Raw genomic sequence first — 15,498 nt, forward strand, 5'->3', positions numbered from 1 at the left:
CGGCGTTTCTTCTATACTTTTTCGCGGTTGTGCGCTTATTTTCAACAACCGGACAGTTCCAGGGTAACAGATTGCCGTAGGGCAGCGTATAATACGCCACCGTATTTGCCCCTGATTGGGCAGGTGGCAGAGCGCACGGGCTTCGAGTCGAAGCGCGCCGTGTCTCTGTGAGGTTTTCTACCTGAAGGAGAGAGAAATGACGGCTACAGCCCCGGTGATAACCGTTGATGGACCAAGTGGCGCAGGCAAAGGCACGCTGTGTAAAGCGTTGGCCGAGTCCCTTGGTTGGCGTTTGCTGGATTCTGGCGCGATCTACCGCGTGCTGGCGCTGGCGGCGTTGCATCATCAGGTGGATATCACTTCTGAGGAAGCGCTGGTTCCGCTGGCCGCACATCTCGATGTTCGCTTCGTTGCCCAGGACGGCAAGCTGCAGGTGATTTTGGAAGGTGAGGACGTCAGCAATGAGATCCGCACCGAAACCGTCGGCAACACCGCGTCGCAAGCGGCGGCGTTTCCGCGCGTGCGCGAGGCGTTGCTGCGCCGCCAGCGCGCGTTTCGCGAGGCGCCCGGCCTGATTGCCGATGGCCGCGACATGGGCACGGTGGTGTTCCCGGACGCGCCGGTCAAGATTTTCCTCGACGCCAGCTCGGAGGAGCGCGCGCACCGCCGCATGCTGCAGTTGCAGGAGAAGGGCTTTAATGTTAACTTTGAACGTCTTTTAGCCGAGATAAAGGAACGGGACGACCGTGACCGTAATCGGCCTATCGCGCCTCTGGTGCCCGCTTCTGACGCCCTCGTACTGGATTCTACCAGCATGTCGATAGAGGAAGTGATCCAGCAGGCGTTGACGTATGCACAGAAAGTGTTGGCGTTGCCGCAGCAATAAGCGCGGCGGCGCTATTGGCTTTTTGTCATATTTGTCATAGCGGTATCGCAATATATCGGGTAAAATTTTACCCCTGTAACCTTAAACCCTGTCGGCATGGAGCCAATGGCGGGGTATGTGAAACAACCCCATTCGGCGGGACGCTAAATGGACGTTAAACTAAAGAACCCTGAAGATTAACAACATGACTGAATCTTTCGCTCAACTCTTTGAAGAATCCTTAAAAGAAATCGAAACCCGCCCGGGTTCCATCGTTCGTGGCGTCGTTGTTGCTATCGACAAAGATATCGTACTGGTTGACGCCGGTCTGAAATCTGAGTCTGCCATCCCGGCTGAGCAATTCAAAAACGCCCAGGGCGAGCTGGAAATCCAGGTTGGTGACGAAGTTGACGTTGCTCTGGATGCTGTTGAAGACGGCTTCGGTGAAACCCTGCTGTCCCGTGAGAAAGCTAAGCGTCACGAAGCTTGGATCACGCTGGAAAAAGCCTACGAAGAAGCTGAGACTGTAACCGGTGTTATCAACGGCAAAGTGAAGGGTGGCTTCACCGTCGAGCTGAACGGCATCCGCGCGTTCCTGCCAGGTTCCCTGGTTGACGTGCGTCCGGTACGTGACACTCTGCACCTGGAAGGCAAAGAGCTTGAGTTCAAAGTCATCAAGCTGGATCAGAAGCGCAACAACGTTGTCGTTTCTCGCCGTGCGGTTATCGAATCCGAAAACAGCGCTGAGCGCGATCAACTGCTGGAAAACCTGCAGGAAGGCATGGAAGTTAAAGGTATCGTTAAGAACCTCACTGACTACGGTGCATTCGTTGATCTGGGCGGCGTAGACGGCCTGCTGCACATCACTGACATGGCTTGGAAACGCGTTAAGCACCCAAGCGAAATCGTCAATGTTGGCGATGAAATCACTGTTAAAGTGCTGAAGTTCGACCGCGAGCGTACTCGTGTATCCCTGGGCCTGAAACAGCTGGGCGAAGATCCATGGGTTGCTATCGCGAAACGTTACCCAGAAGGCACCAAGCTGACTGGCCGTGTAACCAACCTGACTGATTACGGCTGCTTCGTAGAAATCGAAGAAGGCGTTGAAGGTCTGGTACACGTTTCTGAAATGGATTGGACCAACAAAAACATCCATCCGTCCAAAGTTGTTAACGTGGGCGACGTAGTGGAAGTGATGGTTCTGGACATCGATGAAGAACGTCGTCGTATCTCCCTGGGCCTGAAGCAGTGCAAATCCAACCCATGGCAGCAGTTCGCAGAAACCCACAATAAGGGCGACCGCGTTGAAGGTAAAATCAAGTCTATCACTGACTTCGGTATCTTCATCGGCCTGGACGGCGGCATCGACGGCCTGGTTCACCTGTCTGACATCTCCTGGAACGTTGCAGGCGAAGAAGCAGTACGTGAATACAAGAAAGGCGACGAAATCGCTGCGGTTGTTCTGCAAGTTGACGCAGAGCGCGAGCGTATCTCCCTGGGCGTGAAGCAACTGGCTGAAGACCCGTTCAATAACTACCTGTCTATGAACAAGAAAGGTGCTATTGTTACTGGTAAAGTCACTGCAGTTGACGCCAAAGGTGCTACAGTTGAATTGGCAGGCGGCGTAGAAGGTTACCTGCGTGCATCTGAAGCCTCTCGCGACCGCATTGAAGATGCAACTCTGGTTCTGAACGTAGGTGACGAAGTTGAAGCTAAATTCACCGGCGTTGACCGTAAGAACCGCGTTGTAAGCCTGTCCGTACGTGCTAAGGACGAAGCTGACGAGAAAGACGCCATCGCAACTGTTAACAACAAACAGGAAGAAGGCAACTTCTCTAACGCAATGGCTGAAGCTTTCAAAGCGGCTAAAGGCGAGTAATGACGGGGGGCGGTCGCTGACCGCCCCGATACGGTAGTTTAGCTGCAAAGCTTGGAGGTACTATGACCAAGTCTGAACTTATTGAAAGACTTGCTGGCCAGCAATCTCATATTCCGGCGAAGGCCGTTGAGGATGCAGTGAAAGAGATGCTTGAGCACATGGCCGCAACGCTGGCCGAGGGCGAACGCATTGAGATCCGCGGATTCGGCAGTTTTTCTCTTCACTACCGTGCCCCGCGTGTAGGCCGCAACCCGAAAACCGGTGACAAAGTAGAGCTGGACGGTAAATACGTTCCTCACTTCAAGCCAGGCAAAGAGTTGCGTGACCGCGCCAATATCTATGGCTAGTCGCTGACTGATCATAGCGTTGTTGCTTGAAAAGAATATAAAACGGTGCCTGTAAGGCGCCGTTTTTTTTCGCCTGCAATTCTCCGCGATATGCTCGCGAGTTGCGGACTACGCCGCATTTACGATGTGGCTCCTGCATAGATCTCTCTTATCCTGCCATGTTCACCGCATCTTCGTTAAAGCCTGCTGGCGGTGACATGTCGCCTGAATGATCCTGCTTGCTTGCCGTGATGCGCTTTTGCTCATGGCGGAGCCGATGGGAGAAGAGCGATCAAAATTTCGCTGGATCTGGCGATACTCGCCGTTATCTGCGGCATCCTGCCGCTGTTGGTTTTACCGCAGTTGCCTGAGCAATGGCAGCTGTGGCCGCTCGTGCTTGTTGTCTGTTTACTGCTGCGCACGCGCAGGCCATTCTGCCGCTATTTGGCCTGCCTGGGATTGGGATTCATATGGGCGGTTTTCAACGCCGGCAGCCTGATCGGGCAAATGGATCGCTTAACTCGCATGCCGGACGTGACGGCGGTGGTGCAGGTGAGCAGCGTCGCGCTGGAGCCCGCCGCCAGTAAACAGACGCTGATGCGCATCGAGCGGGTCGACGGTCATTGGTTGGCGCCTGCGCTGGCGTTTACCACGACGTGGGCTCCCGAACAGCAGCGGCTATGCGCCGGGCAGCGTTGGCAATTGAAACTGCGCCTGCGGCCGGTACATGGCAAGCTCAATGAAGGCGGATTTGACAGCCAACGTTGGGCGATCGCCCAGCGCCAACCGTTGACGGGCCGGGTCAGGCAGGCTCGTTTGCTGGATGGCGATTGCGGGCTGCGCCAGCGCATCATCAGCCATGCGGAAACCAACATCGGTGAATTGCGTTACAAGGCGGTATTGCTGGCGCTGGCGTTTGGGGAACGAACCGCGCTGGAGCAGGCTTTGCGCACGCTGATGCTGAAGACCGGCATCGCTCACCTGATGGCCATTTCAGGGGTGCATGTGGCGATGGTCGCCATTTTGTTCTGGGCCGCGTTGCGCGCGCTGCAGTTTTTTCTGCCCGCCCATTTGATTGGCTATCGCTTTCCATTGGTCGCAGGCTGGGTGGCGACGCTGATCTATGTTTGGTTGGTGGGCGCCCAGCCGCCGGCGGTGCGTACCGCGTTGGCGATGACGCTGTGGATGCTGCTGCGCTTGCGCGGCGTTCATTGTTCTTCCTGGCAAGTGTGGTTGTGGTGTATCGGGCTGATTTTGCTGTGCGATCCGTTGGCGGTTTTGTCAGACAGTTTCTGGCTGTCGGTGCTGGCGGTGGGGTGTTTGATTTTTTGGTTTGAATGGGCGCCGCTCGGTGAGCGATTCCGGTCGGCCTGGTATTGGGCGCCGGTGCGTTGGCTGCATATTCAGCTGGGTATGACGTTGTTGCTGGTGCCGATGCAGGTCGCGCTGTTCTTAGGTCTGACGCTGACCTCGCTGCCCGCCAATCTTTGGGCGGTGCCCATCGTCTCATTGGTGACGGTGCCGTTGATTTTGCTGGCGGTGATTGGCGGCGTCCTCCCCTCGCTAAGTTACGGGCTTTGGTGGTTGGCAGATTTCACGTTGAGCGGGGTGTTTGTGCCGCTGCATTACCTGCAACGCGGTTGGGTGGATTTGGGAGCCGCCTCGCTGCTGGCCAGCATAGCGGGATGGCTTATCGTTATCTGCTGGCGTTTTCATTGGTGGTGGCGCTATGCGCCGGGGCTGGCGGCGGTGGCGGTATGCTGCGTGTTGTGGCGTGGCAAAGCGCCGGACTATCGCTGGCGCGTCGATATGCTTGATGTCGGGCACGGGTTGGCGGTGGTTATCGAGCAAAACGGCAAGGGGATACTGTACGATACCGGCGATCGTTGGCCCGCGGGCAGCGCCGCCGAACGGCATATCTTACCGATGCTGAACTGGCGGAATATTGAACTGGAGCAGATCATTATCAGCCATATTCACCTCGATCATATCGGCGGGCTGCCGGTGATGCGGCGGGCATTTCCTCAGGCGACGGTGCGCAGCCCGATACGCGGGGAAGGACACTTGCCCTGCGTCGCCGGTGAGCGTTGGCGCTGGCAATCGCTGCAATTCGAGGTGCTGTGGCCACCGAAAACGCGCAAAAGGCCGGTCAATGACGACTCCTGCGTGATCCGCATCGACGATGGGCAATACAGTTTGCTGCTCACCGGTGATGCGGAAAAGAAGGCGGAGGAGCAGCTGTTACGGTTGCGGCGCGATCGTTTGGCTGCCACGGTGTTGCAGGTGGGGCATCACGGCAGCAAGACGTCTTCTACGCCGCCGTTTCTGCGCGCGGTCAATCCCGAAGCGGCGCTGGCGTCCGCATCGCGTTACAACAAATGGCGATTGCCGGCGCGGAAAGTGGTCGCCAGATACCGGGCAAATGACATTCAATGGCGCGATACGACGCGCTCCGGTCAGTTATCGGTACTTTTTTTCGACAACGATTGGCAAATTAAAGGCTTTCGCGAACAATTAATGCCCCGTTGGTACCATCAGCGGTTTGGCGTAGAGGGTGATAATGAGTAAAATAGGCCGCTATTTCTTCCGATGCTGGTATTTGCATGATGAATGATAAAGATCTCTCGACCTGGCAGACGTTCCGTCGACTCTGGCCGATGATCACTCCTTTTAAGACCGGGCTGATTGTGGCCGCCATTGCGTTGATTATGAACGCAGCGGGGGACACGCTGATGCTGTCTCTGCTTAAACCGTTATTGGACGATGGGTTTGGAAAAACCGACAGCAGCGTGCTGGTGTGGATGCCGCTGGCGGTGATTGCGCTGATGCTGATGCGCGGCGTGACCAGCTTTGTTTCAAGCTACTGCATTTCCTGGGTTTCCGGCATGGTGGTGATGCAAATGCGTCGCCGCCTGTTTGGCCACATGATGAGAATGCCGGTGGCCTTCTTCGATCAGCAGTCCACCGGGACTTTACTGTCGCGCATTACCTATGATTCCGAGCAGGTGGCTTCCTCCTCTTCCAGCGCGCTGGTGACCGTGGTGCGTGAAGGAGCCTCGATCATTGGCCTGTTCATCATGATGTTCTACTACAGCTGGCAGCTGTCGGTGATCCTGATCGTGCTGGCACCGATCGTCTCCATCGCCATTCGCCTGGTGTCCAAGCGTTTCCGCAACATCAGCAAGAACATGCAGAACACCATGGGGCAGGTGACCACCAGTGCCGAACAGATGCTGAAAGGCCATAAAGAAGTGCTGATTTTCGGTGGCCAGCAAGTAGAAACCGAGCGTTTTAACTCGGTGAGCAACCGCATGCGCCAACAGGGCATGAAACTGGTTTCCGCGTCTTCCATTTCCGATCCGATCATTCAACTGATTGCTTCGCTGGCCCTGGCGTTCGTGCTGTTTGCCGCCAGCTTCCCAAGCGTGATGGAAACCCTGACCGCCGGTACCATTACCGTGGTGTTCTCGTCGATGATCGCGCTGATGCGTCCGCTGAAGTCGCTGACCAACGTCAATGCCCAGTTCCAGCGAGGGATGGCGGCCTGTCAGACGCTGTTCTCCATTTTGGATATGGAACAGGAAAAAGACACCGGCACCCGCGAAGTGAAGCGTGCGAAAGGCGACATCGAATTCCGTAACGTCACCTTCTACTACCCGGCCAAAGACACGCCGGCGCTGCGTGATATCAACCTGAAAATCGCTGAAGGCAAGACCGTCGCGCTGGTGGGCCGTTCCGGTTCGGGTAAATCCACCATCGCCAACCTGTTGACGCGCTTCTACGATATTCAGGAAGGTGAAATCCTGATGGATGGTCACGATCTGCGTGAATATACCCTGGCCTCGCTGCGCAATCAGGTGGCCTTGGTCTCGCAAAATGTGCACCTGTTCAACGACACTATCGCCAACAACATCGCCTATGCGCGCGAGAGCGAATACAGCCGCGAGCAGATTGAGAAAGCGGCGGAAATGGCGTACGCGATGGACTTCATCAACAAGATGGAAAACGGCCTGGATACGGTGATCGGTGAAAATGGCGTGATGCTGTCCGGCGGCCAGCGCCAGCGCATTGCCATCGCGCGTGCTTTGCTGCGCGATTGCCCGATCCTGATCCTGGATGAGGCGACGTCTGCGCTGGATACCGAGTCCGAGCGTGCCATTCAGGCCGCGCTGGACGAACTGCAGAAAGACCGCACTTCACTGGTGATCGCGCACCGTCTGTCGACCATTGAGAAGGCGGACGAGATCCTGGTGGTGGAGGACGGCCGCATCGTCGAACGCGGTGAACACGCCGAGTTGCTTGAGCGCCAAGGCGCCTATGCGCAGCTGCACCGCATGCAGTTTGGTCAATAATGATTGAGCGCATCTGGTCCGGCGGTTCGTTGCTTTATCTGGCGCTATTGCCGCTCTCGTGGCTCTATGGCTTGTTCAGTTGGCTGATCCGTCTCAGTTACCGCTGCGGCCTGCGTAAAAGTTGGCGTTCGCCGGTGCCGGTAGTGGTGGTGGGTAACCTCACCGCCGGCGGCAACGGCAAAACGCCGATGGTGATTTGGCTGGTGGAACACCTGCAACAGCGGGGCTATCGCGTTGGCGTGGTGTCACGCGGCTACGGCGGCAAGTCGGCGGTTTATCCGCTGGTGCTCGGTCAGAATACGTCGACCCGCGAGGCGGGCGATGAGCCGGTGCTGATTTATCAACGTACCGGTGCGCCTGTGGCGATCGCGCCCAAGCGAGCCGAGGCGGTGCAGGCCCTGCTACAACAACAGCCGCTGGATGTGATCATCACCGACGACGGTTTGCAGCACTACGCTTTACAGCGTGACTTCGAGCTGGTGGTCATCGACGGCGTGCGTCGTTTCGGCAACGGCTGGTGGTTGCCGGCCGGGCCGATGCGCGAGCGTGCCGCGCGGCTTGGCAGCGTCGATGCGCGCGTCGCCAATGGCGGCGTGGCGCAGGCCGGGGAAATTGCCATGCGCCTGCAGGCGCGTGATGCGGTGAACCTGCTGAGCGGTGAACGTCGCCCGGCGGCTGAGCTGCCGCGCGTGGTGGCGATGGCCGGCATCGGCCATCCGCCGCGTTTCTTCGCGACGTTGGAAAAGTTGAACGTCGAAGTCGTACAGGAAGTGGCGTTTGCCGATCATCAGGAATATCAGCAGGAACAGCTGGCGGCGCTGGTTGCAGCCGATCAAACGCTGTTGATGACGGAGAAGGACGCGGTGAAGTGTCGCGCCTTTGCCCAGCCTAATTGGTGGTATTTGCCGGTTGATGCGGTGCTACCTTCCGCTCAGGCTGAGCAATTGCTGCAGGATATCGAATCTCTGCTGACTAAGTAATCTCAGGATGCCAGCGTGGCAAGTCCCAAGGCTTGCGCGCAGGCTTCCAGCGAACGCTGCTGGGTTTGCTGATACAGCGCCAGCTCGTCGATCACCTCACTGCCCAACGCTTGTTCAAACGCTGCCCGGCTGGAAGCGGCGTTGTACTGCGCGTGGCGGCTGTCGCCCAGGTTTGACTGGAAAATCCCCGCCGCGCTGACCGGCAGAAAATCTTCATACACCAGAGGCTGGAAGCGAACGTGTTCTTTCTCGATCAGTTGTTCCAGGGTGCTGTGCTTATCCAGCGACTCTTTGGCCGCCAGGCCGCATTCGGTCGGGAAATAGCGGAACCAGGCCAGCTGTTGCTCACGCAGCGTGGCGTAATCATCCGGAAACGCCCGGAAGTTTTCCTCCAGCAGTTGATAGTAGCGCTCGGCATTCTTCTCGCTCGGCGGCGCCTGCAACGCATCGTTGGTCGCCTGCAGCAAACGGTCGTAAAGTTCGCGTCCTTTAGGCGTTAGCGCCACGCCGCGTTGTTCGATCTCGCCGAAGCGCGCGGTATGGTGACCGGCGACGGCGTGCCCGTCGTGCTCAACGAAATCGACGCTTTCTTCCAGCGCTTTGAAGCTGGTTTGGCGGAGCAGGATCGCGCGGCGGCGGCGCGGCGGGCCCTCGATGACCGCTTTGGGCGTAATACCGCGGCCGGGCATCGCTTGCTGAACGCGATCGATATCCAGCGTGCGTGGTGTCAGGTGGTTGATATGCGGCCCTTTAAACGCCACCACGTCGGCGATCAGGCGATGCTGATCGTGCAGCTGCCGGTATTCTTCGGCGCTGACCGTCGCCTGGTTGTGCCAGCGGAAGGTTTCCAGCGCTTGTTCGACAAATTCTTGCGCCTGCACTTCATTCAGCCCGCCTTGCGCTTCCTGCAGCGCGATCAGCTCCAGCGCGCGATCGGTAAAGATACGGCGGCGCGCCAGCAAGCGCTCGGCCAGCGCACGCAGCGCGGGATCTTCTATCAGTTCCAGGCGCAGCAGGGAGGTGAACACGCGGAAAGGACTGATCTGCAGCGCGTCTTCGTGTATGGCGCGAAAAGCGGTGGAGTGCACCGGAACGCCCGCCACCGATAGATCATAGTAACCGACCGGCGCCATGCCCATCACCCGGAACAGGCGGCGCAGGGTGGCCAGTTCGTCCGCCGTACCGACCCGGATCGCGCCGTGGCGCTCCATGGCCAGGCGTTCGATCTCGCCGGTGATTTGCAGTTGATGAGCCAGTGCGGCATCTTCGCGCAGAACCTGTCGGTTGGTTTCCGCCACCAGCTCCAGCAGATCGCCGTACAGCGGTACCTCTTTTTGATACATGTCCGACATCGCGTGAGAGAATCTGGCGCGGATTTCATTAGGTGAAACGAACTGCTGGGCGGTCATGCGCATAGCTCCTTGATTCAGCATAATCTGAAAAATCGTGTTTTTAGCGGCAAAAGTGCTGGCGAAAAAGCCGTCTGCCTTGTTTTCCCCTCAAGTTTAGCCATCTGATTTGGGATTTGTTATAGCAGCGTCAAGCATATTAGAGTTTTATGCGTTAGCTCTCATTTGCAGCGCTCAGACGGGCAAATGATGCTCCGGTGAGGAGAGGAACGCGGTGGATCGGCCGCGGCGAGCGTTAAATTAAGTCATGTATATTCAGGGGGATAAAAATAAATTCGGCGTAATGATGAATTTATTGCAATAAACCTCTTGTGCATTCACCATTTTTATGAGTAAATGCAAGTCGGCCTGTAATCCAGACCTATTTATGTTCGAGTTTAGAGTTAAGCAGTTCCTCCAAAAACGTTATCATCCGATTCCGCTTCAAAGACGAACCTTCTAAGTACCTCCCATAAGTAATGTTTCTGAAATGGCCGCAATTGCCTCTTATGGCAGGTTTTGTAAATATATTTAAAGGTAAAAGTAATGTCTAAGAAGACTGGTCAAGTTAAGTGGTTCAACGAAAGCAAAGGTTTTGGTTTCATTGAGCAGCACGACGGCGGCAAAGATGTATTTGTACACTTCTCCGCAATCATGACCGACGGTTTCAAGACCCTGGCTGAAGGCCAGCGTGTCGAGTACACCATCCAGGACAGCCTGCGCGGGCCGGCTGCCGCCAACGTAGTTGCTCTGTAAGAAGACAGGGAACGCGTATAAAGAGATCTTAATACAACCATGGTGACGCTTCAGCGCTGAGTCATGCGGAAGATATTAAGTTCAACAAGCCCGCCTTAGTGCGGGTTTTTTATTTTTTTGCTCACGAGAGGTTTGTTACGAAAAACTTTAGGATGGGCTGGTAGCGTCCAGACAATATAAAAAATGACGTTGTCAAGGATGCTCAAGTAAAAGGATATAAGTTATGTTTAAAAATACTGTGTTAAAAATGGGTCGTGTGAAATGGTTTAATCAGGCCGAAGGCTATGGTTTTATTTCACCGGTAGATGGCAGCGACGAAATCTATGTCAACCGCAACGCTATCGCCAACACCAAAAATAAGTCGTTGAACGAAGGTCAGAACGTTGAGTTCTCGATCTATCGCAGCTCGCATGGGCTGTCCGCGGCAGACGTTATCGCGTTCTGATCGCATCCTCCTTCCTCGCCAGTGCCGGTGTCGCCACCCGCAAGCACTGGCGAAGATAAATCCCGCGATATCCACTATTATCAGGCCATTGCCTACTCGCCACGGATATCAGGATGACCACCCCGACCATTTCCCTTACCGCCGCTCGCGCGTTGCACCTTGCTGCCCAGGGGCTGCTTTCTCCGCTTAAACGCCAGGCTCGGCCCGATGACGTCGTGAGCGCGATCCAGCGCATGGGGCTGTTACAAATCGATACCATTAGCGTCGTCGCTCGCAGCCCGTATCTGGTGCTGTTCAGCCGTTTGGGAACCTATCAGCCGGAGTGGCTTGAGCAGGCGCTCGCCGGCCGCAAGCTGTTCGAGTATTGGGCGCACGAGGCCTGTTTCCTGCCGATCGAAGATTTTGGTCTGCTGCGCCACCGCATGCTGGCGCCGCATGATATGGGCTGGAAATACTCGGCCGACTGGGTGCAGCAGCACCAGGCCGCGATGGACAACCTGCTGCGGCACATCGAACAACAGGGGCCGGTGCGTTCCGCCGATTTCAGCGCCGAGAAGAAAGGCAACAGCGGGTGGTGGGACTGGAAACCGGAGAAACGGCACCTGGAGATCCTGTTTACCGCCGGCAAGCTGATGGTGGCCGAGCGTCGCAACTTCCACCGGGTTTACGAGCTGACCGAAAGGCTGCTGCCGGCCTGGGACGATGCGCGTCATGCGCTGCCTGCGGAGCGGGCGCGCCGGCAGATGCTGCATCGCACATGCCGCTATCTGGGCATTTTTCGCGCCGAATGGTTGGCGGATTATTATCGGCTGAAACGCGTGGCGCCAAAAGCCTTGCTGGCAGAGCTGCAGGCGCAGGGGGAAATTTCGCCGGTGCAGGTAGAGGGGCTGGAAGGGCAGTTCTATGTGCATGAATCACTGGCGGAACTGCTGCCGCTGGCGGAGCAGGGCAAATTGAAATCGACGGTCACCAGCCTGCTGTCGCCTTTTGATCCGGTGGTGTGGGATCGCCGCCGGGCGCTCGAACTGTTCAACTTTGACTATCGGCTGGAGTGTTACACGCCGAAAGAAAAACGCCGCTACGGTTACTTCACGTTGCCGGTGCTGCATCGGGGCGAGCTGGTGGGGCGGATTGACGCCAAGGCGCACCGTCGCCAGGGCATCTTCGAGATCATCAGTTTCCATGCGGAGCCGCAGGTGCGCTTCGGCAAACAGCGAACGCAGGATATCCGGCAGGCCATCGCGCGCACGGCCAAATGGCACGGTGCGCAACGCGTCGCGCTGGGTGACATTCCGGCCGCGTTAGCCGCTGAATGGGGTGCCGGCTGGGAAGTGGGATAACGAGCGACGCCGTCGGTGGGGTAAAACGAAGTGAAGCGTCGCTCGTTACAAAGGGGCTCAGTGGCTGAAGTTAGCGAACAGAGCGATGATTTTATGCAGACGTTTGATCATGTATCACTGCTTTCTTTTGTGATTTTCATCACAAAATTCTACGCCGGGATGCGCCGCAGTTCAAGCTGTCACGCTGACGCAGTGAGGAAATATCGGCGGGTTGGCGCTGCCGATGATTAACCTGGGGCCGGGCATTATGCTATCCTCACTGCCTTTCCCAGATGACCTATCCCCTAGCGGAGGATGCATGGACCACCGTTTACTCGAAATCGTTGCCTGCCCGGTATGCAACGGCAAACTCTATTTCAATAAAGAAAACCAGGAGCTGGTGTGCAAAGCGGACGGGTTGGCTTACCCGCTGCGTGACGGCATTCCGGTACTGTTGGAAAATGAAGCGCGTGCGCTGTCGCTGGATGAGAAGCACGCATGAGTTTTATCGCTATTATTCCCGCCCGCTACGCCTCAACCCGTTTGCCGGGCAAACCGCTGGCCGATATTCACGGCAAGCCGATGGTGGTGCACGTGATGGAGCGTGCCCGTGAGTCCGGCGCCAGCCGCGTCATCGTGGCGACCGATCATCCTGAAGTCGCCAAAGCGGTGGAAGCCGCCGGCGGCGAAGTGTGCATGACCAGCCCGGATCACCATTCCGGCACCGAGCGTCTGGCGGAAGTGATCGCGCACTACGGCTTTGCCGACGATCAGATCATCGTTAACGTGCAGGGCGACGAACCGCTGATCCCACCGGTGATCGTGCGGCAGGTGGCGGAGAACCTGGCGGGCAGCCAGGCCGGCATGGCGACGCTGGCGGTGCCGATCGAGAGCGCCGAAGAGGCTTTCAACCCCAACGCGGTGAAGGTTGTGATGGACGCGCAGGGCTACGCGCTCTATTTCTCACGCGCCACCATTCCGTGGGATCGCGAGCGTTTCGCCGCGTCGAAAGAGAGCATCGGCGACAGCCTGCTGCGTCATATCGGCATCTACGCGTACCGCGCGGGCTTCGTGCGCCGCTACGTCAGCTGGGCGCCGAGCCAGCTGGAGCAGATCGAGCTGTTGGAACAGCTGCGCGTGCTGTGGTACGGTGAAAAGATCCACGTGGCGGTCGCGAAAGCGATCCCGAGCGTGGGGGTCGATACGCCGGAAGACCTCCAGCGCGTGCGCGACAGCATTCAACCTTGAGCCTGATTTCGTCGGCGCGCCGCGCAACGCGCCGACGAGGCAACACCCCCATTATTGATCCCCGTTTTGTTGATCTGCGTTGAAGAATTTTTCCGCTCGCCGTTTGATGATGTTACGCATCCCCCCTAATTAGCCTGAGGTGAATGCCTTATGGAGCAGTTACGCGCCGAACTGAGCATTGTGCTGGGTGAGTCCATCAGCCGGCTGGAGCGGGTGAGCGAACAGCCTTATGCGCATATGTATTCACTGTACGATCGGCAGGGCAACGCGATCCCGTTGATGGCGAAAAGCTTTATCTGTCGGGGCATCGCCCAGCAGGAGGCGTACAAGCTGTCGATGCTGGCGCGCGACGGGGATATTCGCCTGCCTACGGTGTATGGCGTGGTGTGCACCCACCAGGCGCCGTATACGGAAATCCTGCTGTTCGAGCGCCTGCGCGGCGTGTCGGCTGAGGCGCCGACGCGCTCGCCGGATCGCTGGAATATGCTGATGGAGCAGATCGTTGACGGGATATTGGCCTGGCACCGCATCGACAGCCACGGCAGCGTCGGCAGCGTTGACAGCACGCAGGAGAATGACTGGTTTTGCTGGTATCAACAGCGGGTCGAAGTGTTGTGGGCGACGGTGGTCAATCTCACCACCCCGCAGTTGACCATGGCGGATCGGCGTTTGCTGTACCGCACGCGCGAAACGCTGACCCATTTCTTCGTCGGCTTCGATGATCCCTGTGTTCTGGTGCACGGTAACTTATCGCTGCGCAGCATGTTGAAAGATCCCAAAACCGATCAACTGCTGGCGATGCTCAACCCCGGCGTAGTACTGTGGGCGCCGCGCGAATACGATCTTTTCCGCCTCTGCGAGGCGGGCATGCCCAGCCAGCTGTTGTTCAGCTATCTGCAGCGGGCGCCGGTCGCCGACGCTTTCCTGGCGCGGCGCTGGCTATATGCGGTATGGGAAGCGGTAGGGCGTTTGATCCATACCGGCAAGCTGGAGCGGCGGCCGTTCGACTATGCGTCGCAACAGCTGCTGCCCTGGCTGGCCGGTTGAACGGGCTTTACTCTGCGCCGGCGCTATCTGCGCCCTTCAGCCATTGCCACAGGCTACCCAGCGTTTCATACCAGGCGCGCTCGGTATGGCCGAGGAACATTGACGACGGTGTGGCGCGATCCCAGATATTCAGCGGCGAGTCGATAGCCAACTGATTGGCCGGCGCCGGGATCGGGTGCAGCCCCTTAGCCTTGAAGAAACGCATGGCGCGCGGCAGATGGTTGGCGGAGGTCACCAGAATGAACGGTTGCTCGCCGACCAACTTGGCGACCTGAGCGGCCTCTTGCTCGGTATCGCGCGGTTCCCCCAAGATCACCATATCACTGCGCGGCACGCCCAGGCTTTCGGCCACCAGCGCCGCAGTGGCGGCGTTGCTTTGCATGGGGCCGGCGGACGCGCCGGTGAACACCATCCTGGCGCCGGGATGTGCAAGGTAGAGCCGCACGCCTTCCGTGACGCGCGGCAGACTGTTGCCGAGCAGGTTTGAACTGGGCGCCCAATCGGGATTGTAGGTATAGCCCCCGCCCAACACGACGATGTAGCTGACCGGATCGTTACCGCGATAAGTCTGGTATTCGGCTTCGATCGGCCGCAGCAGCCGGTCGGCCACCGGTTGCAGGCTGAAAAGCAGTAAAAACAGCCAGCTCAGCGTGAAAATCGTCTTACCGCTTTTTTGCCAGCGGGTGAACCACAGCAGCAGCAGCGCCAGCCCCATCAGCAGCATCAACAGCGGCAGTGGCATCAGCAGGGCGCCAAAGAACTTTTTCAGGTTGAACAGCATCGAAAATCAGATCCTTTTGGGTGAAAAATCGGCATCCAGGTATAAACAGGCCGCAAGAAGATACATTCTAAGCTAGTCTGTGCCAAAATAGCAGGTTTGAATGGGCGTGCGC

Annotated in this window: 14 protein-coding genes; 12 read left to right on the forward strand and 2 right to left on the reverse strand. The window is 57.6% G+C overall.

What is annotated here, in order from left to right; all coding sequences use genetic code 11:
- The first annotated feature begins 196 nt into the window (after positions 1-196).
- The 6 genes from cmk (at position 197) to lpxK (ending at position 8,402) form a co-directional block, all read left to right on the forward strand.
- Positions 197-886, forward strand: coding sequence for a (d)CMP kinase (gene cmk / locus ACTJJ6_RS01255; protein ID WP_028127992.1), 690 nt, complete (start codon positions 197-199; stop codon positions 884-886).
- Between the two features lie 184 nt (positions 887-1,070).
- Positions 1,071-2,744 carry a 30S ribosomal protein S1 gene (gene rpsA, locus ACTJJ6_RS01260; RefSeq protein ID WP_004928267.1) on the forward strand — a complete coding sequence of 558 codons (1,674 nt, stop codon included), beginning with the start codon at positions 1,071-1,073 and terminating at the stop codon, positions 2,742-2,744.
- Between the two features lie 62 nt (positions 2,745-2,806).
- Complete coding sequence (ihfB, locus tag ACTJJ6_RS01265) at positions 2,807-3,091, forward strand: integration host factor subunit beta (RefSeq protein WP_004928264.1); 285 nt, start codon at positions 2,807-2,809, stop codon at positions 3,089-3,091.
- A 315-nt stretch (positions 3,092-3,406) separates the two neighbouring features.
- Entirely contained in the window at positions 3,407-5,638 is a 2,232-nt protein-coding gene (locus ACTJJ6_RS01270) for a ComEC family protein (protein WP_440802068.1), read from the forward strand.
- Positions 5,639-5,673: 35 nt separating this feature from the next.
- The gene (msbA, locus tag ACTJJ6_RS01275; protein ID WP_110146850.1) at positions 5,674-7,422 is read left to right on the forward strand and encodes a lipid A ABC transporter ATP-binding protein/permease MsbA; all 1,749 of its coding nucleotides are present in this window, start codon (positions 5,674-5,676) and stop codon (positions 7,420-7,422) included.
- Complete coding sequence (gene lpxK / locus ACTJJ6_RS01280) at positions 7,422-8,402, forward strand: tetraacyldisaccharide 4'-kinase (RefSeq protein WP_016928316.1); 981 nt, start codon at positions 7,422-7,424, stop codon at positions 8,400-8,402. Before msbA ends, lpxK begins: the two co-directional genes overlap by 1 nt.
- 2 nt (positions 8,403-8,404) lie before the next feature.
- Here the strand turns inward: lpxK and hglS are convergent, their stop codons facing one another.
- The gene (hglS, locus tag ACTJJ6_RS01285; RefSeq protein ID WP_016928315.1) at positions 8,405-9,811 is read right to left on the reverse strand and encodes a 2-oxoadipate dioxygenase/decarboxylase HglS; all 1,407 of its coding nucleotides are present in this window, start codon (positions 9,809-9,811) and stop codon (positions 8,405-8,407) included.
- Positions 9,812-10,336: 525 nt separating this feature from the next.
- On the opposite strand from hglS, the gene cspE reads away from it, so the two are divergent.
- The 6 genes from cspE to ACTJJ6_RS01315 all read left to right on the forward strand — a co-directional run bounded on the left by cspE (position 10,337) and on the right by ACTJJ6_RS01315 (position 14,605).
- Positions 10,337-10,546: a transcription antiterminator/RNA stability regulator CspE gene (gene cspE, locus ACTJJ6_RS01290; protein WP_440801796.1), complete on the forward strand. Its 210-nt coding sequence runs from the start codon at positions 10,337-10,339 to the stop codon at positions 10,544-10,546.
- A 223-nt stretch (positions 10,547-10,769) separates the two neighbouring features.
- On the forward strand, positions 10,770-10,991 hold the full coding sequence (locus ACTJJ6_RS01295; protein WP_004928241.1) for a cold-shock protein: 222 nt from the start codon (positions 10,770-10,772) through the stop codon (positions 10,989-10,991).
- Positions 10,992-11,104: 113 nt separating this feature from the next.
- Entirely contained in the window at positions 11,105-12,331 is a 1,227-nt protein-coding gene (locus ACTJJ6_RS01300) for a winged helix-turn-helix domain-containing protein (RefSeq protein ID WP_079449438.1), read from the forward strand.
- 298 nt (positions 12,332-12,629) lie between these two features.
- Positions 12,630-12,812, forward strand: coding sequence for a Trm112 family protein (locus ACTJJ6_RS01305; RefSeq protein ID WP_004928237.1), 183 nt, complete (start codon positions 12,630-12,632; stop codon positions 12,810-12,812).
- Positions 12,809-13,558 carry a 3-deoxy-manno-octulosonate cytidylyltransferase gene (gene kdsB / locus ACTJJ6_RS01310; RefSeq protein ID WP_004928235.1) on the forward strand — a complete coding sequence of 250 codons (750 nt, stop codon included), beginning with the start codon at positions 12,809-12,811 and terminating at the stop codon, positions 13,556-13,558. Before ACTJJ6_RS01305 ends, kdsB begins: the two co-directional genes overlap by 4 nt.
- 150 nt (positions 13,559-13,708) lie before the next feature.
- The gene (locus ACTJJ6_RS01315) at positions 13,709-14,605 is read left to right on the forward strand and encodes a YcbJ family phosphotransferase (RefSeq protein WP_337055418.1); all 897 of its coding nucleotides are present in this window, start codon (positions 13,709-13,711) and stop codon (positions 14,603-14,605) included.
- A gap of 7 nt (positions 14,606-14,612) precedes the next feature.
- On the opposite strand, the gene elyC is transcribed toward ACTJJ6_RS01315, so the two are convergent.
- Entirely contained in the window at positions 14,613-15,386 is a 774-nt protein-coding gene (elyC, locus tag ACTJJ6_RS01320; protein ID WP_015377333.1) for an envelope biogenesis factor ElyC, read from the reverse strand.
- Between the last annotated feature and the right edge of the window lie 112 nt (positions 15,387-15,498).

It is taken from the genome of Serratia sp. 22278, assembly GCF_052045405.1.
Taxonomy (GTDB): Bacteria; Pseudomonadota; Gammaproteobacteria; order Enterobacterales; family Enterobacteriaceae; genus Serratia; species Serratia marcescens.